Consider the following 21,573-nt stretch of genomic DNA (forward strand, 5'->3'; position numbering starts at 1 on the left):
CCGGACAGACGACAGTACTGACGAAACGACCGCGAAAATCGCTAAAAAACTCTTGCAATGCAGGAGCCACCCACAGAGGACTTTCACCATGGGCCCGGACGCCGCAGCGCGGCTTCCCCAGACCGGTCATTCGCCGCATTTGCGAGATAGCCGACCATTTGAAGGTCAGCGCGGAACCAACCGAAAGCTCACGGCTGAGGAGACACTTATCTAATATGAGGCAGAAAGCCTGCTTGTGGAGGCTTCTGTAGGGAATTTCGACGTGTGCGATCTGGTGTGTTAGGTACTGAAAAACTTTTTCCCACCGATAGGGGGCGCCGATGAATAGGAAAACCGAACTGCCCTTGTATCACCACTATCTGCCCTCGTTTTATCAGGCGCGGTGGGTAGGTGAAAACGGCAAGCTACGCCGGTTCAGCAAGCCATATGCTGACAAATTTGTTGCTAAATGGGTTTCGCCTCAGGTCTCCGGTGGAGAAAAAAGGCTATATACTGATCCCTCTGCGGTGCCAGAACGCGCGCAGGATGCTGAGACGGGATTCATGTCACCGCTGGATTCGGCCGCGGCAGACGCTTTGACAGCACTCGAACAGGGCGATCCTCGGATGCGCCGGGATACGCGAATGCGAAGTGCGTGGTCGCGCTTTCTCATGTCGCTCATGATGCGAATGCCCGACCATCTCGACACGCTAGAAACGGGTCTGGCTGAGGAGTGGGCTCGTCACATGCCCGAACTGGAAACGGCCTACTCAAAGAACAATCGGCCAGGCGACCCGCTTACGTTCACCGAATATATGGAGACGCGTTCGCCCTCGGAAATGCGGAGTTGGATGGTCGCCGTCCTCCCTGCTTTGGTAGATCACGCCCCCATAGGTGAATTGCTCAACAACATGCGCTGGTTCATTCGACGGATACAGGGAAACGCAGAGTTCTTGACCAGTGATAGGCCGATTATCACTTGGTACGAGTTTACCGCCCGCGACTCTTACATCATCCTTCCAATCGGTCCGAAGGCGGCATTCTGTGCGGTAAACAATCTTGAGACGCAGCGCAGGATTGAGGAGCGTGACCCTGAACAGTGGGTAGTGGGTCTGAACAAGTCAATTGCTGGGGCTGCGAAGAAGCTCGTGTTCGCCCGAGACGATAATATGCGCGATTTCATCGCTGAACACTTTGGGACCAAACAGCGCACAACGCTCTTTGAATACTTGTTACGATTTCAACGCAAGAAGAACAACGAAGCTGACTCTACCGCCACACCCTGACAGGCTTCTGGGTGTCGAGGCAAATTTTTGTCACGGCCCTTAGCTGCCTGTGAGCAGCCGGTCTGGATGCTGCGCTCGCAGCCCGCAAAGCCGACATTCGAGGCAAGCGCAGTTTTCAGCAGCAGGGAAAACGCATCTCGCCGGGCATATTGGACAACCCAGCCAGCCCGTTCGTTAGATCCTGCAGTGTTAGTCAAATATATTCGAACAATCTCGATGCCTTGGTCGTTCGTCTGGATATCCCAGACAAAGGTTGTAACGTTCCTCTAACCACGACAGAAAGAACCCGGCACAACCTGGTGCACGAGGCACACTGGTCGTTTACTAACTAAAAACCAACAGGCACGTCAAAATGATAGACTTTCAAAACGCTGAGCTGCTGCATGATACTAGAGTCAATTGCGCGTCGTTTATGACGTCGATGACCGTGCAAGAATACATAGATTTGGTCAATGAGGCCTACAAAGATCGCGGTGGTATTGCTGGACAGCGTGAGCCGCTGAAAACAACCAGTGCTAAGCGTATTCGAAAGCGAATGGTGGAAGATCTTCTCGCTGGAGCAGTCCTTCCACCTGTGGTCATTGGTAAGGTGGTTGATGACCTAGCTAGCCTTAATACCGCAGATGCGTTGAAGGCCGCGATTTCTGATGATGTTAAAGGCCAACTTTCAATCATTGATGGAATGCAACGTACTACGGCTCTTCTAGAAGCATTCGCTGAGTCTGAAGAAGAGATAAAAGACCGCTTCTTGCGGGTGGAGTTTTGGGTCGCAGAGGAGACTGAGAGCTTAATCTATAGAATGTTGGTACTAAACACAGGCCAAGTGCCCTGGAATCTAAGCAGACAGCTTCAGGTCGTATACGCGCCGTTGGTTGCGGAGATGAAAGAAAAAATCACTTTTGATCGCGTATTGGAAATTCAAGGCCCTAATCCTGAAAGACGCACTAAAGCAGGTCAGTACAGGCCTGATGATCTCGCAGAGTTGTTTATTGCATTTGGATTGCGCAAGACTGATGTTGATACTAAAGAAACACTAGCAGATGAATTCTCGCGCCTGGATATGGCCGAAGCGCTTTCTTCTCACCTCTACAAAGAGTTCTTCTACCCGACAGTTCAAATGATGGTCGATCTTGATAGAGCTATTTCTCGCCTGGATGACCAGTTAAATCAGCCCAACGGCGATGACGAAACAGATGGAAAACAACTAGTCGGAAGAAATGTCTTTGACAGTAAGCCTGCTCGCATAGGGTTCGTCGTCGCCGTCGCCATTGCAGTAATGGGGCGAATTGGAATGGAGAAGGACAAGGATCAGCATGCTATGGAGAAGCGCATTACAGCCATCAAGCATGGGCTGGCGCAGCTAACAGACAAACTCGCCAAAATGAACGCTGATGGCATGAACGATTTCCTCAAGTTAGGTGTCCTTCAACAACGACTTTACGGAACAAAGCGCTCCGCGGTCGGAAGGTATGAACGCGCTTTCTTTGAAGATGCGTTCAAAATTTTGATCGATGAAAGCTTTGACATACCTACGCTGGAGACGTGTTGGCGCGGATAAATGGCAAATCGGAATAGAATGCAAATGTCTACTGACCTGTTTGCGAAGCTAGTGGATGTCGTTGAATCCTCGCCGGATCGAGCACTTACCAATAGTAAGGCACCGCGTTGGATTAAGAAGCTATCAGATGAAGATGCTGCCCTGATGTCCCAAGCAGACGTTATTGAGGCATGCCTTGTAACGCGTCATCTAAGAGCCTCCTTGTTGCAGCATGAAGACGCCATTTTCTTATGTGTTTCAGGACTGGAAGCTGATGAAGATTTGCCCATAGCCTTCGAAGCGATTGAACTAACACCTGGTCATTTTGCGTTAGCTGTTTCCGAGTTGAAGCTAGAGCCAAGAGCAAGTGCGATTGAAATATTTGACACCATTGATGGCAGCTTTTCAGGTGAAGACGGGTACGAAGGTCATGATCTCGAAGATGTAACCAAGCTCTTCCCTGACCTGTCCATCTTTCAGCTGAACAAGGATGCAGATTCATCGGGATCGATTTGGAGGTCCCTAGGCGTACTGCTTTCAGTTTTTTATGGACAAGGGCCGATTGAGTTAAGTGAAGAGGCTTTGGGAAGCCTGAGGGAACTCTACGAAGCGGGATCAGATCATGTTCCGTTTAGAAACATCGTGCAGGGCCATTTAGCTATGAGCTGGAGCGGCTTGTTTTTGGAATTGTACAGAGCCATTGAACAATTGTACTCAGTGCCAAAATTAACCAACCTGACCGATCACTGGGTTTCCCCGAAACCATTCTATGAGCTTGCAGAACTGTTGGAGAACCAACTGGGCTGGCGTCCAAAAGAGGAAGATGCGCTGCGGGAGCTCATCGAAGGCTGCGATGCCTCACTTCTCGATATGTTGGCCATCGAGCTTTGCCCAAATGCTGAGAACAAAGCCCAAGCCGTAGCCAAGGCGATTTATAAGCAAAGAAACTCGTTGGTTCACTTTCGTCCAGCTATGCCAGAACAAGATTACTCAACCCAACAATGGAACGACAGAATTTCCCTCATGATTAAACTAGTCTCGAAATTGTACGAGAAACATGGCGAAGGCTACATGTTACCACGTGCTCAATAAACTCCCGGCACTAGCTTTAAGTTAGTTGAAGCATGTGGTAAGAACATATCAGGAACATTCGGATGCATCTTACGTGCTCACTATTTCTTGCAGCGATTCAGGGTGTGTGGTCTAACTCAACGAAAATAATGGAGCAGTCGTGAGAACCTTTTTCGAATTTTTTGCGGGTGGTGGCATGGTCCGGGCTGGTCTAGGTTCTGGCTGGTCTTGCCGTTTCGCGAACGACTTCGATGCCAAGAAGGGTGAAGCATACTGTGACAACTGGGGTGGCGGTGAGATGGTTGTCGATGACATCCGCAACCTGAGCCCAGATGATATTGACGGCACACCCGATCTCGCCTGGGGTTCCTTTCCTTGCCAGGATCTCTCTTTGGCAGGCGGTGGCGCTGGCCTCAAAGGTGATCGCAGCGGAACGTTCTATCCGTTCATCTCGATCATGAAAGAGCTTCAAGACAGCAACCGCGCACCATCCATCATCGCGCTGGAGAACGTCGTCGGCACGCTGACATCCCACAAGGGTAAGGATTTCCAGGCGATCTGTGATGCGCTGGATGAGCTTGGCTATCGATATGGCGCTCTAGTGGCGGACGCATCTCTCTTCGTTCCACAGAGCCGCCCACGGTTGTTCGTGATTGCAGTGAAATCCAATATCACATTGCCTGATGATATCATTGGTGATGGACCTGAGCAGCCCTGGCACACAGCCGCTCTGCGCCGTGCGATGTCCAGCCTGTCTGATGATCAACAGGATAACTGGATCTGGTGGTCTATGCCTGAGCCCAGTGAGCGCGAGACGGATTTCTGCGATATCATCGAAGACAAGCCGAAGAGCGTCGACTGGCACACCCCATCCGAGACGACAGCCCTTCTGTCCATGATGAGTGAGGTCAATCTTGCAAAGGTTGAAACCGCCAAAGCTGCGAAAAAGAAAATGGTGGGCGCAATCTATAAGCGCACACGTTGGGAGCACGGTATCAAGGTGCAACGCGCCGAGATCCGCTTCGATGACATCGCTGGATGTCTGCGCACGCCTGCAGGTGGCTCTTCGCGTCAGCTGATCATGACTGTTCATGGTAGCAAGATCCGGTCGCGCTTGATCTCAACCCGCGAGACGGCACGCCTGATGGGGCTGCCCGACACCTACAAGCTGCCTGAAAAATATAACCAAGCATATCATTTAACTGGAGACGGGGTCGCGGTGCCGGTGGTTCGGCATATCGCAGAGAATATCTTCGAGCCGATCGTCAAATTAAATACGGAAGTGGATTTGTTGGATGGCGGGCGCGACACCTTGCGAGAAGAACGCAGCACTGAAAGCGCGGGTAGCCGCTCTCGCTGAAGTTCTCAAGACTGAAGCGCACACCCTCGGTGATCACGGTCTTGATGACCAGGAATTCTACAACTCAGGCCTATTTCGCGGTGCCATAGAGCAGATCCGCGGTGAGTTCGTCGCTTCGATGACGCCGAAGCGTGAGTATGTGTCACATGTTCTCAATCACATGGTCGACGAAGGCTTCATCCAAGATTGGCTGTCAGCAGGCGCATCAAACCGTCACGATTATTCAGTGACGCTGAATGATGGCAGGACGGCGGCCATTGAATTAAAGGGCTGTCTGGACGGCAACAACACGAACATCTTCACCCGGCCGCCACACGCTGATGAATTTATCATTTGGTCAGTCTGTACAAATCCATCTGCAGATCCTGCCAAGAACGTCTGGTCGGGGATACACACGCGGCTAAGTGCTGAAATGATTGACCGTGATCAGCGCATAGACGGGCTTGTTGTGTGGGATTATGTCTGTGGGACTGTGGGGCGACCATGTCCGAAGCTTGTCGCGTCTCCGGATCGGCTGATTGAACTAGGGCCTTATCGACTCCCGCCGCCATGCGTCTACATGTTCCCGTCATCCGTCCCAGCGCCACGGAACAACGCAGCACCTCAGCCGCAGCGAGTTGGCAATGTCGGGATACTTGATGCGATGCACCGGTGCTTTGGTGGAAGTGACGAGGAAGTTCATAGCGTCTTCTTTGAGGCGCAGTATGAGGGAGCTGACTTGCAACGTAAGACGCGCATCGAACGCAATGGAGCGCTGATGCGAGAGTCTGGGTTTACATCAATCAAGAGGGATTGATCAGGCTGCTTCGTCGAAACCTGCAACCCACCAGCGATACTGCCATCATTTCTACGGTTCAGAGGACGTTTGAGCAGCAAACAAAGGTCCGCATCTCTCCTGGCTACTGATGATGTTGCGCTCGCAGCGAACTTCCGCTTTCCGCCCTCTCTTCAACGAAATCGAAGTTTCGGCGTCAGCGACACCACAAAGGAGGGATTTTCGAAGAAGCAGCACTTGAGCGGTCTCTGGCGTTGGATCAGGCCTACTCGCTTTGCAAGTTCAGCCAGTAACGTGTGTATCGGCGTTCGCCAGTACGCGTGAGGGCACTAATCTCGACTAGTTCCTGTAGGTCCCTGGTCGCGGTTGCACGCGATGTTCCGGAGATCGAAATATAGTTCTCCGCACTTAGGCCACCTTTGAACCCGTCAGGCCCCTCTCGGAACATCCGCTCAATCACCTTGGCCTGTCTTTCGTTCAGCGCTTCGCGATGCCGGTCGTAGAAATGCGCCTTGGCAATGAAGAAACTCACGCGGTCCAGGGTGACCTGCTGCGCTTCCAGAACGGCCTCAGCAAACCATACCAGCCAAGCTGTAACATCCAGCGTCTTTTGGTGCCGCTCAAGCTGGTCGTAGTAGTCCTTCCGCTTTCGCTCGATGGTGAAGGCCAGCGCGATGAGGCTTGGCTGCCCAATGTTCTGAGCCAGGGACTTTTCGGCCAAGGCCCGACCCAAACGACCATTCCCATCCTCAAACGGGTGGATGCTTTCGAAGTAGAGGTGACTCAGGCCCGCGCGCGTCAATGCCAGCAAAGGCTTCTCCGCATTCGGCCCTGTCCCGTTGAACCAGTCTACATATCGTTCCATCTCATCCCGAACTTGAGCAGATGGCGGGGCCTCAAAATGCACGACCGGACGATCAAGACGCCCCGAGACGATCTGCATGGCATCCTCGTGCTGCCGGTATGACCCGATGGCCTCCAGACGCTTGTCGAAGGCAAGAAGCATCTCATGCCACCGAAACAGGGTTTCGTGCGTAAGGGGCTCGGCATAGGTCGAATAGACATCGACCATCATTTCGGCCACGCCTTGCTCGCGTGGTTTGTTTGGATAGCTGTCGGGTTCTAGTCCGAGATGTCGGCGAAGTGAGGATTGCACACTGCGCCGGTCCAGCATCTCGCCTTCAATGGCGCTGGTTTTCATGGCCTCATCGCTCAGCAGGTCGATGCGGAGTTGATCACGCTCTGACGGGCTGACATGTTGGACGGCACCCAGGACTTCGCCGGACGACAGCAGGAAGCGCTGCTCGAGCAGTGCCAGTGATGCTGCGTCGTACCGGAAATCCGGCCAACCGGATATCTGCCAGTTCCATGTCATGAGTTATAGAGCTCCTTTCTATAACTCACAGATAGACCATTTTTGAGTTATAGAAGTCAATTCTATACCTCACGGCGCACAACACCGTGTTGCCGCTGTGATACCTTCCGACTTCAGCTCCAGACAAAACTCCGACTGATTGAAAGTCAAAGCCCGACCAATTGAAAGCCGACGGCTTTGCGCGTCAGAACAATACCACATATTTCGGACATCAAGAGTCTGACAGCTCCAGCTCCGGCAGGTCCCGCAAGCTCTGCAGATCGAACGTCACCAGAAACGTCTCCGTCGTCACAAATGTATGCGGCGCCCCAGGCCGCGGTGACCGTGGACCGCTGGCAATCAGATCCTTGTACCGCAGCCGGGCGAGCAGATCGCGGCTCACCTCCTTGCCAAAGATGTCCTTGAGCCCCGCCCGGTCGATGGGCTGGTGATAGGCGATGGCGCAGAGCACACCCATCTCCATCTCGGTGAAGGCGAGAGATTGTTCGCCAAGATCGGCCGCCGCCTCGATGGCATCGGCAAACTGCGTTCGGGTTCTGAACATCCAGCCGCCTGCCACCTGGACCAGCTCGTAAGGTCTTCCGACCAACTCGGCCTGGATATCTTCGATCAGCATCTCGACCGACGCCCCCTGCCCCACCACGCGGGTCAGGTCGTCGCGGCCAACCGGCGAGGCACTCGCGAAGAGTACGGCTTCGATCCGCCCCATCCATTCGCGCCAACGCAGCTCCTGTGGCAGGTCGTCGAGCTCCCGGTCAAAGACGGCTCCACCCTCGTCTGTCAGCTTCCGCTTCTTGGCAGCGACAGTCATGATGCGATCCCATAAAGCCGGAACGTCGAGCGTCCGGTCAGTTCCCGCGCCACACCAAGCTCGACCAGCCTATCGCAGAACCGCCGTGCCGCGCGGTCAGTCATGGGAATTGTGGTCCCCTGGATCATCGGGGACAGCATGGTTGACGACGCCACCGCATTCTCTGTCAGGAACAGATCGACCGCCGCCGCCGATCCTCTGGCCCGGAGCTTCGGGGCGATGGAGCGAAGCGCTTCGGCGCGGCGCGCAAGATCCCGCGCCAGCCGGATCGTCACTTCGATGCTCTCCAACATCCGCGCCTGAACGGCCAGCTCGGCCCCCTGCCCTTCTCCGGTTAGGTCGCGCAGTGTTGCTTTTGTCAGCCGCGGCGCAGTCACCGGTAGCACCGTCTTCCAGTTCAGAGCCCGCGCCAAGACGATATCCGACACTAGGCAGGCGACCCTCTCCGCCCGGTCGTCGGCTCCGAGCACGGCACGAAGAACGGAAACGCAACCGGCCAATGGCCCATGGGTCTGGGCGCGCTCTTGCCCGGCGTCCAGCCACACACCCACCTCGCCCGCAAGGTCCGCGCCGATTAGGTCGGCTATCTCACCCGCCCCGCCTGCCCGCAGGCGTATGGCCTCACGCCAGAAGGCCAACAGATCTCCGTCTGGACCCCGCGCCTCGCCCCGCGGCGTCAGGTGGTAGGCGTCGCGGATATCCGCCTCCCGCGCCATCCGGCCTTCCAGTTTCGACGTCGCGGTCGCTGCGCTCAGGGCCAAACGATTGGCCAGCAGTTTCAGTGGGACTCCATAACTCTCATCACTGATCAACTGGTCGAGCACCGTCAGCGCCGCCGCCGACCGAAAGGCCACAGTTTCAATGGTTTCAGCACGCCGGGAGGTGACCCATGCGGGGAGCTGCGGTAAGGTCCTGGGGTCGTCGGAAATGGTGGCAGACTGGTATGTCATACCACAACCCTATCGCATGGCGGCGCTTTTGCCCACCACATAGTGTGTAAACCGCCCCACCTTACAGAACATTTTTATGTCCAATAAGGTTGCCTTATCGGACATATCCGGGGTAGACTCAGAAACATGCGCAAATCACCTGAAAATCAGCCGTCGGAGGCCGAGACATCGATCTCAGAGCCCTTAGATGCCTCGGACGAAGCGCAGCGCGACGAGAGAGAGTGTGAGGGCGGTGCTACGATCGCCCTGCCCTCACATGTCGCTGGGTCTGGCACGTTAGATCGGCTGGTGGACACCGCGCGGGACTACGCCAAGGCCTCCACTTCTGAGAACACCAACAAGGCCTACGCCGCCGACTGGACCCATTTTGCACGTTGGTGCAGGTTGAAGGGCACGGATCCTCTGCCCCCGTCGCCCGAGATAGTCGGACTATATATGGCCGACCTGGCTGCCCCAACTGGCAAGGCGCCTGCTCTATCGGTTTCAACCATCGATCGTCGATTGTCTGGCCTCGCCTGGAACTACGCCCAACGCGGGTTCACCTTCGATCGCAAGGACCGGCACATCGCCACCGTGCTCGCCGGAATTAAGCGCCGCCACGCGCGACCACCGGTGCAGAAGGAAGCCATCCTATCCGAAGATATCCTCGCCATGGTGGCCACACTCGACTTCGACCTCCGTGGGCTGCGCGATCGCGCCATCCTGCTCCTGGGATATGCGGGCGGCCTACGCCGCTCCGAGATCGTCAGCTTGGATGTCGGAAAAGACGACACGATTGAGTCCGGTGGGTGGATCGAGATCCTCAACGACGGCGCAGTGTTGACGCTGAATGCCAAGACCGGCTGGCGCGAGGTCGAAATCGGCCGCGGCTCATCCGACCAGACCTGCCCGGTCCACGCGCTCGAGCAATGGTTGCATTTCGCGAAGATCGACTTTGGCCCGGTCTTCGTGCGCACCTCGCGCGATGGCGAGAATGCCTTGGAAGCTCGGCTCAGCGACAAACATGTCGCCCGTCTGATCAAGCAGACCGTACTCAAGAGCGGCATCCGCGCCGAGTTACCCGAGAAAGACCGCCTCGCTCTGTTCTCCGGCCACAGCCTGCGAGCAGGTCTCGCCAGCTCCGCAGAAGTCGACGAGCGTTACGTCCAAAAGCAGCTGGGGCACGCTTCGGCCGAAATGACCCGCCGCTACCAACGCCGCCGTGATCGATTCCGCGTGAACCTAACCAAGGCCGCAGGCCTGTAGCCACAGCAATCCGACAGATAGGCATCACGCCGCCTGCCCGTTCAACCCGCCCTTGAGGCCCGGGCGCACGTCAACGATCAGTGGGCCATCGAACGAGATGCATCGCAAAGGCACCCTGCCCCGCCCCACATCTGTCGAATTCCATGCTTGGGTCCATAATAGCTTCTACGACGAGATGCCTGACGAATTTCGGGTCATCGAACATCCCGATGGCACACAAGAGCCCATCTTTCCAGGACGCACGCGCCAAGACGACGATCGGGAAGTTGCAGTCGGGCGCCACCTACCTCCTTCATCATCGCGCGTTGCGGCATTTATGGACTACTTTGACAAACGGTTTCAGATAGCGGCGCGGCCTTCGAGCGGACGGATCATCGCGATCGCCTCTGCACATCACCGGCTCAACTACATCTACCCTTTCCCGGATGGTAACGGCCGTGTCAGCAGACTGATGTCTCATGCCATGGCCCTCACAGCGGGGATTGGTGGCCAAGGGCTCTGGTCCGTATCACGTGGGCTGGCCCGCGGGCTAACCGATCGGGGCCAGTACAAACGGATGATGGATCTGGCCGACAGTCCACGTCGCGGAGACCGCGACGGGCGGGGGAACCTGTCAGAAGCGGCACTGAAGACGTTTAGTGAATGGTTCCTAAAGGTGACGCTCGACCAGATCAGCTTCTCAGCAAGATTGTTCGATCTCGGCGGACTGGACCAACGATATCGTCGTCTTGTTGCAGATACCATCGATGACAAGCGAGCGCCGGAACTAATCTCGGCGGTTCTTCGGCATGGGGCACTGGAACGAGGCGATGCGCAGATTGTGTTCAAGACGTCCGAGCGTACTACTCGCAACACGCTGAGTAAACTGACCGCCGCCGGATACCTGACTTCCGTTTCGCCGAAGACGCCAGTTCGGTTGGCGTTTCCGTTGGATTATCGAGAGCGGATCTTCCCAAATCTGTTTTGGAGATGGTGACCTGACTGTGTGATTTTCGTTAGTCCGCGCTCTGCGCAGGAAAGCGCGCCCAGGGAGAAAGTGGACGGATCCCCTAAGCAATGAGTTCACAGCTGTGAACCTGTCTTCTGCGCGACGAAACAAGTCGCAGTTCACAGCTGTGAACTTTTCATGCAGCGTCCTTTCTCATAAGGGCCATGATCATGGGACCACAGGAGAATTCACCGAGCGCAGCCTTTGCAGACAGCGACCGCAAATACCCACCAGGCGACCGGATGTCGCCGAAGCGATCCAACATTGCCAAGATGACCACCGAAGCCTCTTCCGGGCCCATGCACTGTTTGGCCTCATCCCACGCTGAAGGAGAGACGCCCATCATAGGTCTTATTACATCGGCAACCCTTACTAGATCATGCCAGTGGCGCACAGGTCGTTCAGCATAAGTTCGGTATTCAGAGCAAGCGGCCAAAACGAGACCGAGGGGTATTCTAGGTAGATTGTTGTCGACTGAGACAGGCTCATCAGTCCTACCCTCTGCAACCAGTGCCGTCGCCGGATCGGAGACGCTGTCCTCGCCCTGCGCTTTTTCTAAGCGTGGTTCAAAATCATAAGAGTCTTTATTTGAATTCTGATAGTGCTGTTCATTTGTGGCTTCATTGGTGCTCATATCTTGTGATCGCACTGGTTCCAACAGGTCGTTAATGGCGTTGAGGGCTTCGAACAACGCAGATTCAATCTGCTGCAACTCTGCAAAGTCGAGCTTGCGGCGAAGGTCACGCGCCGTCAGGACGCATAGATCGGACGCCTGGTCCCAGATGGCGCGGTTAGGGCGCAGAGAACGGCCGTAGTCGACGAGACCCGCTAGATCACGGCGCATGAGGCTTACAGTGGATCTAAGCCGCTTGTAGCGCTCCTCCGCAGCACGGACAGCCTCTGCGGCTTTGCACACTTCGACGAAGCGTTGGGCGAGGGGGGCCAGATCGAAGCCGAAAGCGATCTTTTCGTCGCCATACCGGCGCGCGTAACGCTTGCCATTGGGACTGTCTCGACGCACGACGAAACCGGTTTGCACCAGGTTCGCCAGATGCCGCCGCATGGTCGAGCAGGGCATGCCGTTCAGGCGCTCACAAATAGCCTTGTTGGACGGATGCACGACGGTTTCACTATCGTTCCCGCCAACGATCGTGGCCTGATGGAAACTGACCAATGCCTGAAGCACGCTCAAATCACGGTCGGACAAGCCGAAGGCGATACGGGCAGCGGCGAGTTCGCGAAGTGCTTCCCATTTGTTGACGCCGGAAGGCGGGAGGTCCTGTTGCGCCGCTGCCTGATAGTGCAGAATGGCAGCATTTATGGGTCGCCTGAAAGGCGTTACGGGGGTGTAGTCCATTTTACATTCACGAAGACAAAGAAATCACTGTCCGCGAATCACTTAAGACTTGCGAAAAACGGCGTCCGAGACTAACTTGAGAGTGCTAAGAACAAGTCAGGGTCTCGTAGGGCGGTCGCTTTGCGGGACCTTTTCTTTGGCTTTTTCGTGCCTCCTGTTTTTGGTTTTTGCTCTTCCTCAGTCTTCTGAACGCTGCTTCCAGCGTTCGTGAAGTTCTTCAATCAAATCATCGGCTTCAGACTCTACCCAGTCGGCAAACTTACTATTCTGCAACTCGATCGAGATCCCTTTGGCGGTGCGTTTGAGCGTGCCGCCACGTTTGCCCCCAATCCTGAGAGGCTGACTGGATGCAGCAGAAGGGGAGGGGGCCTTGGCCGGTTTGACTAACCTTGTGACAACCTTCGACACGGCCTCGAACGCCTGCACAGAGGGGTCGTCGGTCGCAGGTGCGGCATCAATCACCATGGCCACATCGGCCTTGCCATGGGTTTCCTCAGCAAGGCGGATCAGGCTGCCCCGATCCAGGCCCTTGTCCGCGATGGCACGGCCCATGGCCTCCCACCGGGGTCGGCCGATGCCGTGTGCAGCACCGATGGCGCGGATGAGGTCTGTACCGACCATGTCGGCGATGGCGATGGCCATGGACACCGAAGATTTGGTCACAGTCAGAATTTCTGCAACCTGTGATTGATTTCCAAAGCCCGACGATACGAGTTCTTGCGCAAAAATCGCCTTTTCAATGAAGGATAAATCGCGGCGCGCCATGTTTTCGGAAATCTGCGCACGCAGGGCGCTGTCATCATCCAGATTGGCGACCAGTGCGCGCACCTTGGCGACCTTGTCGGACTGGCGGATCGCCTCGAGCCGGCGGCGACCATAGACGAGCAGATAGCGGTCCGTCTCTGACGGGTGCCGGCGCACAAGAATTGGTACGGTCTGACCATTCGCCTCGATTGCGGCGCGCAGATCATGCACATCCGCAGGATCAAGCCGGTCGGCCACTCGGTCGTCGACGATACTGGCCGGGTCGAGTTCCCAGACATGATGTGAATCGACCGCATCACGGGCCGAGCGCAGGGCGCGGTTGGACGTCATCATAGGGGTTACGGCGCCAGCCTGAGGGGTAGGGGCCGGGCCACCGGCTGCCGCGAGATTATTGAGCATCGACATCCGTTTTTTCTTGCCACTCGTCATGACCGCCCCCACGTTTTCTGAATAAGATCAGCGACTTCGTCGTTCAGCGCGTTCAGGCTTTCAAGGGCGCGATCATAGGTCGTGCGGGTAAAGGCGCTCCGCTCGACTTCGTATAGGGTTTGCTTTGTCAGACCTGCATCGGAGATCGCCGTGGATTTGAGCATTGGCGAGTTGAGCACCGCATCGCCATACATGGTGCGCAGAAAGGCGACGATCCGGTTTTGTGGTGCATCCTGAGGTTCATAGCGTGTCAGCGCATAGCGCATCCAGTCGTGGGACATGTCCGCACCGCTTTCGGCGATCACGTCCATCAGATCAGCCGTCATGCGCAGAAATTGCGACATCGACATCACGTCGAGCATTTCCGGATGAATTGTGACCAGCACGCCGGTGGCCGCAGAAAGTGCGGACATGGTGAGAAAGCCCAGTTGCGGCGGGCAGTCGATGACCACAACGTCGTAATCGCCGTCAACCTGCGCCAACGCCTCTTTCACGCGGAAAAAGAACAGACCTGCGTTGCCTTGTGAAAGAGCACGCGGCGTTTCGTGTTCGAACTCCATCAGTTCCAGATTGCCCGGGATCAGGTCGAGGTTCGGGATATAGGTCTTGCGGATGACAGCGCGGATCGGCTCTGGGTCGTCATAGCGGATCGCGTCATAGAGCGTGCCGCCATCTGTCAGATCGAATTCGGGCTGTACGCCATGTAACGCCGTGAATGAGGCCTGCGGATCAAGATCAATGCCCAGGACGCGATAACCGCGCAAGGCCAGCCGTTGTGCAAGGTGTGCCGAAGTCGTCGTTTTGCCCGAGCCACCCTTGAAGTTCATCACACCGATGACTTGCAGGTGATCGCCGTCACGCCGTCCGGGGATATAGTCTCCAGGCTTGCGCGCGGTCTTTTCCAGCAGGACACGCAGGGCCTGAATGTCCTGCGCGGAATACAGGCGACGATTGCCGGCCGTCAGTTCAGGCGAAGGGCCCTTGCCATCAAGGTTGATTTTGCGCAGGTATGAGTCGTTCACACCAAGAAGCGCTGCCGCCTCGCCGGAGGTGAATTTGCGCATTTCCTTTGTGGCGTCTGGGGGAAACAGGCTTTCGCGTTGTGAATGCAACTGGTTGGCCAGCCACTCGGAATGCTGGCGGATGACCGCGTTCAGGTCCTGATGCACGAAAGTCTTGTTCATCTGCCCTCTCGATCCGCGCTACGCATCTTCGGCGTGTTCACGATTATTGACGTTTTTCGCCTCGTTTCCGTGACTATTGCCGTAAGAGTCGGATTCGCGCAAGTTTTTTCCACATCTTGTGTGAGCTCACCGTCGAAACACAAGCCCATTCGCCGTCGTCGTCGCATGCTGATCTTGGCAATTGCGGCAGGATGATATACATATAGGACCGTATATCCACTTGGAGGAACGACAACATGCAAGTTGCAAAATGGGGGAATTCGCTCGCGGTCCGGCTGCCTGCCGATCTTGTGCGCGAACTTGGCCTCAAAGAGGGTGACCAAATCGATCTGATAAAGGACGACGGTACTTTGCTCGTCCAGCGCCAACCTCGCGCCGATGAAGTCCTGCAAGGGCTAAGGCGGTTTCGCGGAAAGCTATCCAAGGACGCACGCCTGAGCCGCGACGCTGCGCATGAGCGCTGAATTCGCGGATACAAATGTCGTCCTTTACCTTCTTGACGACGGCCCAAAGGCGGATCGGGCGGAAGACATCCTGGGGCAAGGGCCGCGGATCAGTGTGCAGGTCCTGAACGAAGCGATGGTCAATTGCCGGAGGAAAGCCGGTCTCAGTTGGGAGGAGACCGGCGCTTTTCTCGCAGGGGTCCAATCCTTGTGTCCAGTCGAGGACCTGTCTGTCCAAACCCATCTTGTGGGCCGAGCTTTGGCAGAAAAATACCAGCTTTCGGTCTATGACGCGATGATTGTGTCGGCCGCTCTTATTGCTGGATGCACGACTTTGTGGAGCGAAGATATGCACGACGGATTGCTGGTCGAAGATCAGTTACGCGTCGTGAATCCATTCACCTGACCAGAAAATGGGCTGCAACCTTGCAATCGTTCCATGAGTTGGAAGATTTGCAAGGTTGTGTTTATTGCGCGCACTTCAGCAAGCCCAACTTCTCCGCGCGTTCCAGCAGCATCCTCACGGACGACGGCTGCCAGCTCATGCGTCCACGCGGCGTGCGCACACGCATGGATTCCAGCCGGTCACAGATCGCCTGCAGCGTAATGCCGGGATCTGCGCCTTTGATCGCGGCGACAATCGCAGGCAGGCGGTCGTCTGCTTCGCGGCGTCCGGCACGGTCCAGCACCTCTGCGGGCAGGAACCCGTCACGCACATAGGCTTTCACGGCACGCAGCAAGCGGCTCTGGGTCCAATGGCGGTCGTGGGGCAGGGGGCCATTGATGATCCGCAGCAAGTCTTCCCAAGCCATATCGGGGCGCATGCGGCGCACATGGGGCACCCAGTCCTGCGCGGTCTCGTTCAAGCGCTCCATATAGCCGTCTTGCCGCGCGAGCCGCACCTTGCGTAGCGCCGCTGGATCGCCGGCGCGTAGGCCCGGGTTCCCGCCGACCCGGCCCTTACTACGGGCGCTCGCCAGCCCGGCCTTGGTGCGTTCGCGGATCAGAGCGCGTTCGAACTCGGCCGCTGCGCCCAGAACCTGCAGCGTGAACTTTCCTTGTGGGGAAGCCGTGTCGATCGGGTCTTGGAGGGAGCGAAAGAAAGCCCCCTTGGCCTCCAGACGTTCGATGACTTCCAGCAAATGCGACAAAGAACGCGCAAGCCGGTCGATCCGCACGACGACCAGCGTGTCGCCGTTCTGGACACGTTCGAGCACGCGCGCAAGCACTGGACGCGCGCGATTGCCGCCGGAGGCGTGTTCTTCGAAGATTTCGGCGCAGCCAGCAGATTGAAGGGCCTCAGACTGGGGCAGGGGGGTCTGATCCTCCGTGGAAACTCGCGCGTAGCCTATCAAGGGCATGAAATCGGGCCGTTTGCAATTTAAGGTATCGCGATAAAACGACCGTTTGGAGGAAGCAGTTAGGCAAGAAGCATCATCCTGAACAAGACGGACTCTATGGTTTCGCGACATAGGTTGCGAGTAGGGCAGGGGTCAGTCACAGACAGCAGCAGGACCGGTGGAAGGCTAAAGAGCGCATAAGTATCCTTATGCGTTAGATCATGTGTAACCGCAAAGCTAAAATGTCACCCATGAGCAATTCAGGAATGTCACTCTGCCCTCAAAAATCAATGAGGGTGAGCGGACATGGGATGGGTGGTAATGAGCGAGCGCGAGTTGAACCGCGTGGAGGTTTTGGCGCAGGTTGATGATGGACGGCTGAGTGTCGACAATGCGTCGAATATGCTGGACTTGACGCGTCGGCAGATTTTCCGACTGTTGAAGCGGTATCGTCAGGATGGCGCGTCGGCGATCCGGCACAAGGCGCGTGGCAAGCCGCCAAACAATCGCATTCATCATGCCAAGCGCGATTATGCGCTGAACCTGATCAAGGAAAGCTACGCGGACTTTGGGCCGACTTTGGCCGCTGAGATGCTGGCTGAACATCACGGCTTCAAGGTCTCGCGTGAGACGGTTCGTAAGTGGATGCAGGAAGATGGGATCTGGTTGTCGCGCAAACAACGGCGGACATTCCACCAGCCGCGCTTACGGCGAGAATGTTTCGGATAGCTGATCCAAATCGACGGCTCAGACCATCGTTGGTTCGAAGATCGGGGCGATCCGTGCACCCTGCTCGTCTTCATTGACGACGCGACGAGCACCTTGATGGAACTGCGGTTCGTAAAGTCTGAGAGCACGTTCACCGATTTCGAGGCACTGGAAAGCTATCTGCTGAAGCATGGTCGCCCTGTTGCCTTCTACAGCGACAATCATACGGTGTTCAGGGTGCCGAATCCCAATGAACACATGACGGGCATGACTCAATTCGGTCGCGCTCTGGCCGAGCTGAACATCGAGATCATCTGCGCCAATTCGAGCCAGGCCAAAGGTCGTGTCGAGCGTGCGAACCGGACACTGCAAGATCGGCTGGTAAAGGAACTGCGCATTGCGGGCATCTCCGACATGGATGACGGCAACGCGTTTCTGGAGGGCTTTGTTGAACGCTACAATGCCAAGTTTGCAAAGGCCCCGGCAAAGCCAGACAATCTGCATCGTGCTTTGAACATTGAGCCGGATCGGCTGGCGGAAGTCTTCTGCCTGCGTGACAAGCGCTATGTCACCAAGGACTTGACGCTGAAGTACGACCGCAAGCGCATCCGGCTGGAGGTGAACGACCTGACACGCGGTCTCGTTGGCAAGTACGTCGATATTTATGAGTTTGCAGATGGGCGCGTCCAAGTCCGTACCAAAGGCGTCGCCCTGCCCCATAGCATCTTCGATCCGTACCAACAGCGCGTGACCCACGTAGCGATCACAGAGAACAAACGTCTCGGTGCAGTCCTGGCTCATATCAAGGAAGAGCAGGAGAAGGTTGCACCGCCGCCGAAAGTCAAACCGGAGAGTGCAAGGAACGGCTACAAGAAGACCGGACGCCGACCGAGAGGACGCCCGTCAAAGATGGAAGCGTATTATGAACGAAGGCGGGCCGAACGGGCTGCTGAAGACGCGAACTAACCTGTCGCCGCATAAGCATCAGCGAACGGCACAAACTTCGGCAGCTTTCGGAAAAACTTCTCTGTATCAGCCAGTTCGTAGAACCTGTCGTCTAAGTCGCCGAAGTCCATTCGATTATCTGGCGGCCCAACAGTTTCTTCCCGCGTGCTCTTATCACCCGGAAACGTACTTCCAAGCTGAGCCATGGCTTCTTCGACAACTCGGCTCACATCAGGCATAGCAATGGCCGTAAAGCCTTCAATCGCTTCCGGTGCGGTAGTCCCGGTCGAGTTAAGGAAGTACTGCCAAAAACCGCCATTATAGACCTCTAAATGAAGCCAATGAACGCTGAACAGATGGACTGCTTTAGGCGGGATACTCACAATGCTCTGCAACCAAGCCTCGCGACCATCGTAGAAATTGAAGCTGTCATAATACGGCTCGTAAAATGCCGGATAGGCGCGCGGAGCATTGAACAAGCTATGAATCACTTTAACCGTCCCAAGTCAGGGATACTGCCAACAGCTTAACCAAACAGCGTGACAATTTTTTGACACCTCCTCGTAGCCTGCACCGTAACACCGCAAGGCTTATCAGCCCTGCGATATGTGAGGTCTCCGGGCTGCTAAGCCTTGCTCCCGTCAGTACTCTTGGTGACACTTCTGCTTTGCAAACCCGGTGACATTTCTACTTGGTTGCAACACAGAAGTGTAGCGGGGCGCGTTCTAAACTGGGTTGCGACAATTTCCCTATCATGCTGAAAAAGCAGGGAAAACGGACATCGCCCGCACAGAGCTGGATTTGCGTGAGAGACGCGCAATCGAAGACATGCTGAATGCAAAAGTGCCTGTAAGCAAGATCGCAGCTGAGATTGGCAGGCATCGCTCGACCGTCTATCGCGAGATCAAGCGGAACTATTTCACCGATGAAGAGCTGCCGTACCTGAATGGCTACTACGGGATGAATGCCCAGAAGTATGCCACCGATCGACGTGCTCGAAGGCGCAAGCTGATCCGGCTGGAGGATTTACGCGCCCATGTCATCGCCCAGTTGAAGATCGGCTGGACACCGGAACAGATCGCCGCTCGCCTTGGCTTTGATGACCAGCCTGTTCGGGTCAGCCACGAAACGATTTACGCTTAGGTTTACAGCGCCGAAGGACAGTCAGAACAACTTGCGCGCCATTTGCCAAGCAGACGCAAAAAAATGGCAGCCGCGCTATGCCAGACGCCCCAGAGGCCAGGTATTTCCGTCGGATCGGTCGATCTACGAACGCCCTGACTACGTGAAGAGCCGCGAGACTTTCGGCGAATGGGAAGGCGATCTGAAGAACTTTGAACGCTCTCAGGGCACAATGAATGCCGCCTCATTGATCGAACGCAAGACCCGGTTTGCTGTTCTGTTCCGTAACAACGACCGTAGTTCCACACACTTCATCAATAAGCTGATGGACGTGATGGAACCCCTGCCCCAACCAACTCGCAAGTCGATCACCTTTGATCGCGGTTTTGAGTTCCGCGCGTGGCGCAAGCTGGAATCGGGCATCGATACTGATAGCTGGTTCTGCGATCCGCAAGCGCCCTGGTAGAAAGGATCGGTCGAAAATCTGAACAAGCGTGCGCGCCGATATTTGCCATGTGACACCCAGCTCGCGGCGCTCTCAAATCGCAATGTGAAGGCGATTTGCAACCGCCTGAACGGCACACCCAGAAAGTGCCATAGCTGGTGCACCCCAACCGAGGCCTTCAGAGAAGAGATGATGAAACTGAGATAGCGGAAACCGTCGCAACGACCCTTGAGCCATCAGACATACTAAGCTTGCCGAGCACGTAGCTTAGCCAAAAAAAATTGATCAGGTTTGCCAAGAGATTGCACGCTGCTCCCACAATTCGACAACCTAGCAAGTGACCTTTCCAAGAGAGACAAAACTTGATGGCTATCAACTTTCTCGACGGTCTCGTTGATTGCCAAGCCCACTTGACCTGCTCCTCATGGAGTCCGCCGAATTCGGCAGACAAAAGCATCTGTGATTTTTGCTTGGGGCGGCTCTTCCAGATCGACCCCCACTACACTTATCAAATTCCTGGGACTTGTTTTGAGAGGCCCCGATCTTAATTTTCGGGGCCTCAGCTTTGCTGGTTTGCGTTCGCAAACCGTTGGATATTCTCCCTGAGAGATCGCGGATGACAAAACGACATTTTTACGCACTGATCCTATTCAACGGAGCATTGGCAAAGCCACGTTTGTTACATCTGGCATTGGCGACACATGGCTGTTTTGATTGAGTTTTCGGAAACCAATGTCAGAGTATCTGCATGTCTGTTGAGCCAGTATCAACAAAGTAAACAGATTCTCCGCTCGCATCACCAAATCTCGGATCAGCGAAATGGGTGGTACTAGTGTGGACGCTCACCTCATCAGACATTGTCGCCGAAGACGTCAGGCCTGTCTCAATGACACGCCCATCGTCAAATGTTGTGATGCGGCCCTCACGTTGCCCGTTGACATCATAGAACAATTCATTGGTGTCCCAGACAAAAGCATCACTTAAGTCACGTGCGATACTGGTTACTCGCACACCATCTACAAAAGTAGTCTCGATCTCACGCCCATCGTTAAATGTTACGATACGACTTTCACGTTGCCCGTTGGCATCATAGAACAGCTCATTGGTGTCCCAGGCAAACGCATCACTTTTGTCGCTTGCAATCTTGCTTGCTCGCACACCATCCTCAAAGGTAGTCTCGATAACACGACCGTCGTCAAATGTTGTGATGCGACCTTCACGCTGGCCATTTACTTCGTAGAGCAGTTCCTTGGTGTCCCAGACAAAAGCATCACTGATGTCGCTTGCAATGCTGCTTACTCGTACACCGCCCACAGAGGTTGTCTCCACAACACGCCCATCGTCAAATGTCTTAATCTGAACTTCTTCTTGCTCGACGAAAAGCGCTTCCCACAGGGCGGCACTGGCCTGGGCGTCGTTTTCGTCGCCCAGCGTGGTCACGTTGGTCAGGCCCGTGCC

The 21,573-nt window shown here is 55.7% G+C and carries 19 protein-coding genes and 2 pseudogenes; 12 read left to right on the forward strand and 9 right to left on the reverse strand.

Annotation, left to right across the window (positions count from 1 at the left end; all coding sequences use genetic code 11):
• Window positions 1-320: 320 nt before the first annotated feature.
• The 5 genes from Q1A89_RS23285 to Q1A89_RS23305 all read left to right on the forward strand — a co-directional run bounded on the left by Q1A89_RS23285 (window position 321) and on the right by Q1A89_RS23305 (window position 6,029).
• Window positions 321-1,265, forward strand: coding sequence for a DUF4238 domain-containing protein (locus Q1A89_RS23285; RefSeq protein WP_299734108.1), 945 nt, complete (start codon window positions 321-323; stop codon window positions 1,263-1,265).
• Between the two features lie 352 nt (window positions 1,266-1,617).
• A complete protein-coding gene (locus tag Q1A89_RS23290) occupies window positions 1,618-2,823 on the forward strand; it encodes a hypothetical protein (protein ID WP_299734109.1) in 1,206 nt (401 codons plus the stop codon).
• A 24-nt stretch (window positions 2,824-2,847) separates the two neighbouring features.
• The gene (locus Q1A89_RS23295) at window positions 2,848-3,894 is read left to right on the forward strand and encodes a hypothetical protein (protein ID WP_299734110.1); all 1,047 of its coding nucleotides are present in this window, start codon (window positions 2,848-2,850) and stop codon (window positions 3,892-3,894) included.
• Between the two features lie 139 nt (window positions 3,895-4,033).
• Window positions 4,034-5,233 carry a DNA cytosine methyltransferase gene (locus Q1A89_RS23300; protein ID WP_299734111.1) on the forward strand — a complete coding sequence of 400 codons (1,200 nt, stop codon included), beginning with the start codon at window positions 4,034-4,036 and terminating at the stop codon, window positions 5,231-5,233.
• Complete coding sequence (locus Q1A89_RS23305; protein WP_299734113.1) at window positions 5,169-6,029, forward strand: hypothetical protein; 861 nt, start codon at window positions 5,169-5,171, stop codon at window positions 6,027-6,029. Before Q1A89_RS23300 ends, Q1A89_RS23305 begins: the two co-directional genes overlap by 65 nt.
• 244 nt (window positions 6,030-6,273) lie before the next feature.
• Here the strand turns inward: Q1A89_RS23305 and Q1A89_RS23310 are convergent, their stop codons facing one another.
• The 3 genes from Q1A89_RS23310 to Q1A89_RS23320 form a co-directional block, all read right to left on the reverse strand.
• Entirely contained in the window at window positions 6,274-7,383 is a 1,110-nt protein-coding gene (locus tag Q1A89_RS23310; RefSeq protein ID WP_299734115.1) for a Fic family protein, read from the reverse strand.
• Between the two features lie 211 nt (window positions 7,384-7,594).
• On the reverse strand, window positions 7,595-8,194 hold the full coding sequence (locus tag Q1A89_RS23315) for an SMC-Scp complex subunit ScpB (protein WP_299734117.1): 600 nt from the start codon (window positions 8,192-8,194) through the stop codon (window positions 7,595-7,597).
• Window positions 8,191-9,144 (reverse strand): DUF1403 family protein, encoded by a 954-nt coding sequence (locus Q1A89_RS23320; protein ID WP_299734119.1) that lies wholly within the window; start codon window positions 9,142-9,144, stop codon window positions 8,191-8,193. Before Q1A89_RS23320 ends, Q1A89_RS23315 begins: the two co-directional genes overlap by 4 nt.
• Window positions 9,145-9,270: 126 nt before the next feature.
• On the opposite strand from Q1A89_RS23320, the gene Q1A89_RS23325 reads away from it, so the two are divergent.
• Together Q1A89_RS23325 and Q1A89_RS23330 are read left to right on the forward strand one after the other, a co-directional pair.
• A complete protein-coding gene (locus Q1A89_RS23325) occupies window positions 9,271-10,389 on the forward strand; it encodes a tyrosine-type recombinase/integrase (protein WP_299734121.1) in 1,119 nt (372 codons plus the stop codon).
• 97 nt (window positions 10,390-10,486) lie between these two features.
• The gene (locus Q1A89_RS23330) at window positions 10,487-11,365 is read left to right on the forward strand and encodes a Fic family protein (protein ID WP_299734122.1); all 879 of its coding nucleotides are present in this window, start codon (window positions 10,487-10,489) and stop codon (window positions 11,363-11,365) included.
• A gap of 148 nt (window positions 11,366-11,513) precedes the next feature.
• Here Q1A89_RS23330 and repC read toward each other — a convergent pair whose 3' ends face one another.
• From repC to repA, 3 genes are all read right to left on the reverse strand, one after another.
• Complete coding sequence (repC, locus tag Q1A89_RS23335; protein ID WP_299734123.1) at window positions 11,514-12,734, reverse strand: plasmid replication protein RepC; 1,221 nt, start codon at window positions 12,732-12,734, stop codon at window positions 11,514-11,516.
• 177 nt (window positions 12,735-12,911) lie between these two features.
• Window positions 12,912-13,928 (reverse strand): plasmid partitioning protein RepB, encoded by a 1,017-nt coding sequence (repB, locus tag Q1A89_RS23340; protein ID WP_299734124.1) that lies wholly within the window; start codon window positions 13,926-13,928, stop codon window positions 12,912-12,914.
• Window positions 13,925-15,112 (reverse strand): plasmid partitioning protein RepA, encoded by a 1,188-nt coding sequence (gene repA / locus Q1A89_RS23345; RefSeq protein ID WP_259943540.1) that lies wholly within the window; start codon window positions 15,110-15,112, stop codon window positions 13,925-13,927. Before repA ends, repB begins: the two co-directional genes overlap by 4 nt.
• Window positions 15,113-15,348: 236 nt before the next feature.
• Between repA and Q1A89_RS23350 the strand changes: the two genes are divergently transcribed.
• Complete coding sequence (locus Q1A89_RS23350) at window positions 15,349-15,576, forward strand: AbrB/MazE/SpoVT family DNA-binding domain-containing protein (protein WP_055296342.1); 228 nt, start codon at window positions 15,349-15,351, stop codon at window positions 15,574-15,576.
• Window positions 15,566-15,961, forward strand: a complete 396-nt coding sequence (locus tag Q1A89_RS23355; protein ID WP_259943537.1) for a PIN domain-containing protein — start codon at window positions 15,566-15,568, stop codon at window positions 15,959-15,961. The genes Q1A89_RS23350 and Q1A89_RS23355 overlap by 11 nt, the downstream gene beginning before the upstream one ends.
• A 61-nt stretch (window positions 15,962-16,022) precedes the next feature.
• On the opposite strand, the gene Q1A89_RS23360 is transcribed toward Q1A89_RS23355, so the two are convergent.
• Complete coding sequence (locus Q1A89_RS23360; RefSeq protein ID WP_299734127.1) at window positions 16,023-16,916, reverse strand: recombinase family protein; 894 nt, start codon at window positions 16,914-16,916, stop codon at window positions 16,023-16,025.
• 285 nt (window positions 16,917-17,201) lie between these two features.
• Between Q1A89_RS23360 and Q1A89_RS23365 the strand changes: the two are divergent.
• A pseudogene (locus tag Q1A89_RS23365) lies at window positions 17,202-18,569 on the forward strand (ISNCY family transposase).
• Here the strand turns inward: Q1A89_RS23365 and Q1A89_RS23370 are convergent.
• Window positions 18,566-19,039 (reverse strand): DUF4375 domain-containing protein, encoded by a 474-nt coding sequence (locus Q1A89_RS23370; RefSeq protein ID WP_299734129.1) that lies wholly within the window; start codon window positions 19,037-19,039, stop codon window positions 18,566-18,568. The pseudogene Q1A89_RS23365 and the gene Q1A89_RS23370 overlap by 4 nt on opposite strands.
• Window positions 19,040-19,283: 244 nt before the next feature.
• Here Q1A89_RS23370 and Q1A89_RS23375 point away from each other — a divergent pair, with 244 nt between their 5' ends.
• Together Q1A89_RS23375 and Q1A89_RS23380 are read left to right on the forward strand one after the other, a co-directional pair.
• Window positions 19,284-19,691, forward strand: a complete 408-nt coding sequence (locus Q1A89_RS23375; RefSeq protein WP_299734131.1) for a helix-turn-helix domain-containing protein — start codon at window positions 19,284-19,286, stop codon at window positions 19,689-19,691.
• The gene (locus Q1A89_RS23380) at window positions 19,648-20,136 is read left to right on the forward strand and encodes an IS30 family transposase (protein ID WP_299734133.1); all 489 of its coding nucleotides are present in this window, start codon (window positions 19,648-19,650) and stop codon (window positions 20,134-20,136) included. Before Q1A89_RS23375 ends, Q1A89_RS23380 begins: the two co-directional genes overlap by 44 nt.
• A 714-nt stretch (window positions 20,137-20,850) precedes the next feature.
• On the opposite strand, the pseudogene Q1A89_RS23385 reads toward Q1A89_RS23380, so the two are convergent.
• Window positions 20,851-21,573: pseudogene (locus Q1A89_RS23385) on the reverse strand (hypothetical protein); the annotation flags it as partial.

Source organism: uncultured Tateyamaria sp., assembly GCF_947503045.1.
GTDB lineage: Bacteria > Pseudomonadota > Alphaproteobacteria > Rhodobacterales > Rhodobacteraceae > Tateyamaria.

Bases quoted from the DNA above. Each gene is read 5' to 3' on its own strand.
- Q1A89_RS23290 (WP_299734109.1), top strand. From the start codon at position 1,618: ATGATAGACTTTCAAAACGCTGAGCTGCTGCATGATACTAGAGTCAAT.
- Q1A89_RS23330 (WP_299734122.1), top strand. From the start codon at position 10,487: ATGCATCGCAAAGGCACCCTGCCCCGCCCCACATCTGTCGAATTCCAT.
- Q1A89_RS23355 (WP_259943537.1), top strand. From the start codon at position 15,566: ATGAGCGCTGAATTCGCGGATACAAATGTCGTCCTTTACCTTCTTGAC.
- Q1A89_RS23320 (WP_299734119.1), bottom strand. From the start codon at position 9,144: ATGACATACCAGTCTGCCACCATTTCCGACGACCCCAGGACCTTACCG.
- Q1A89_RS23310 (WP_299734115.1), bottom strand. From the start codon at position 7,383: ATGACATGGAACTGGCAGATATCCGGTTGGCCGGATTTCCGGTACGAC.
- repA (WP_259943540.1), bottom strand. From the start codon at position 15,112: ATGAACAAGACTTTCGTGCATCAGGACCTGAACGCGGTCATCCGCCAG.
- Q1A89_RS23360 (WP_299734127.1), bottom strand. From the start codon at position 16,916: ATGCCCTTGATAGGCTACGCGCGAGTTTCCACGGAGGATCAGACCCCC.
- Q1A89_RS23285 (WP_299734108.1), top strand. From the start codon at position 321: ATGAATAGGAAAACCGAACTGCCCTTGTATCACCACTATCTGCCCTCG.
- Q1A89_RS23315 (WP_299734117.1), bottom strand. From the start codon at position 8,194: ATGACTGTCGCTGCCAAGAAGCGGAAGCTGACAGACGAGGGTGGAGCC.
- Q1A89_RS23295 (WP_299734110.1), top strand. From the start codon at position 2,848: ATGTCTACTGACCTGTTTGCGAAGCTAGTGGATGTCGTTGAATCCTCG.
- Q1A89_RS23350 (WP_055296342.1), top strand. From the start codon at position 15,349: ATGCAAGTTGCAAAATGGGGGAATTCGCTCGCGGTCCGGCTGCCTGCC.
- repC (WP_299734123.1), bottom strand. From the start codon at position 12,734: ATGGACTACACCCCCGTAACGCCTTTCAGGCGACCCATAAATGCTGCC.
- Q1A89_RS23380 (WP_299734133.1), top strand. From the start codon at position 19,648: ATGACCAGCCTGTTCGGGTCAGCCACGAAACGATTTACGCTTAGGTTT.
- Q1A89_RS23305 (WP_299734113.1), top strand. From the start codon at position 5,169: ATGGCGGGCGCGACACCTTGCGAGAAGAACGCAGCACTGAAAGCGCGG.
- repB (WP_299734124.1), bottom strand. From the start codon at position 13,928: ATGACGAGTGGCAAGAAAAAACGGATGTCGATGCTCAATAATCTCGCG.
- Q1A89_RS23325 (WP_299734121.1), top strand. From the start codon at position 9,271: ATGCGCAAATCACCTGAAAATCAGCCGTCGGAGGCCGAGACATCGATC.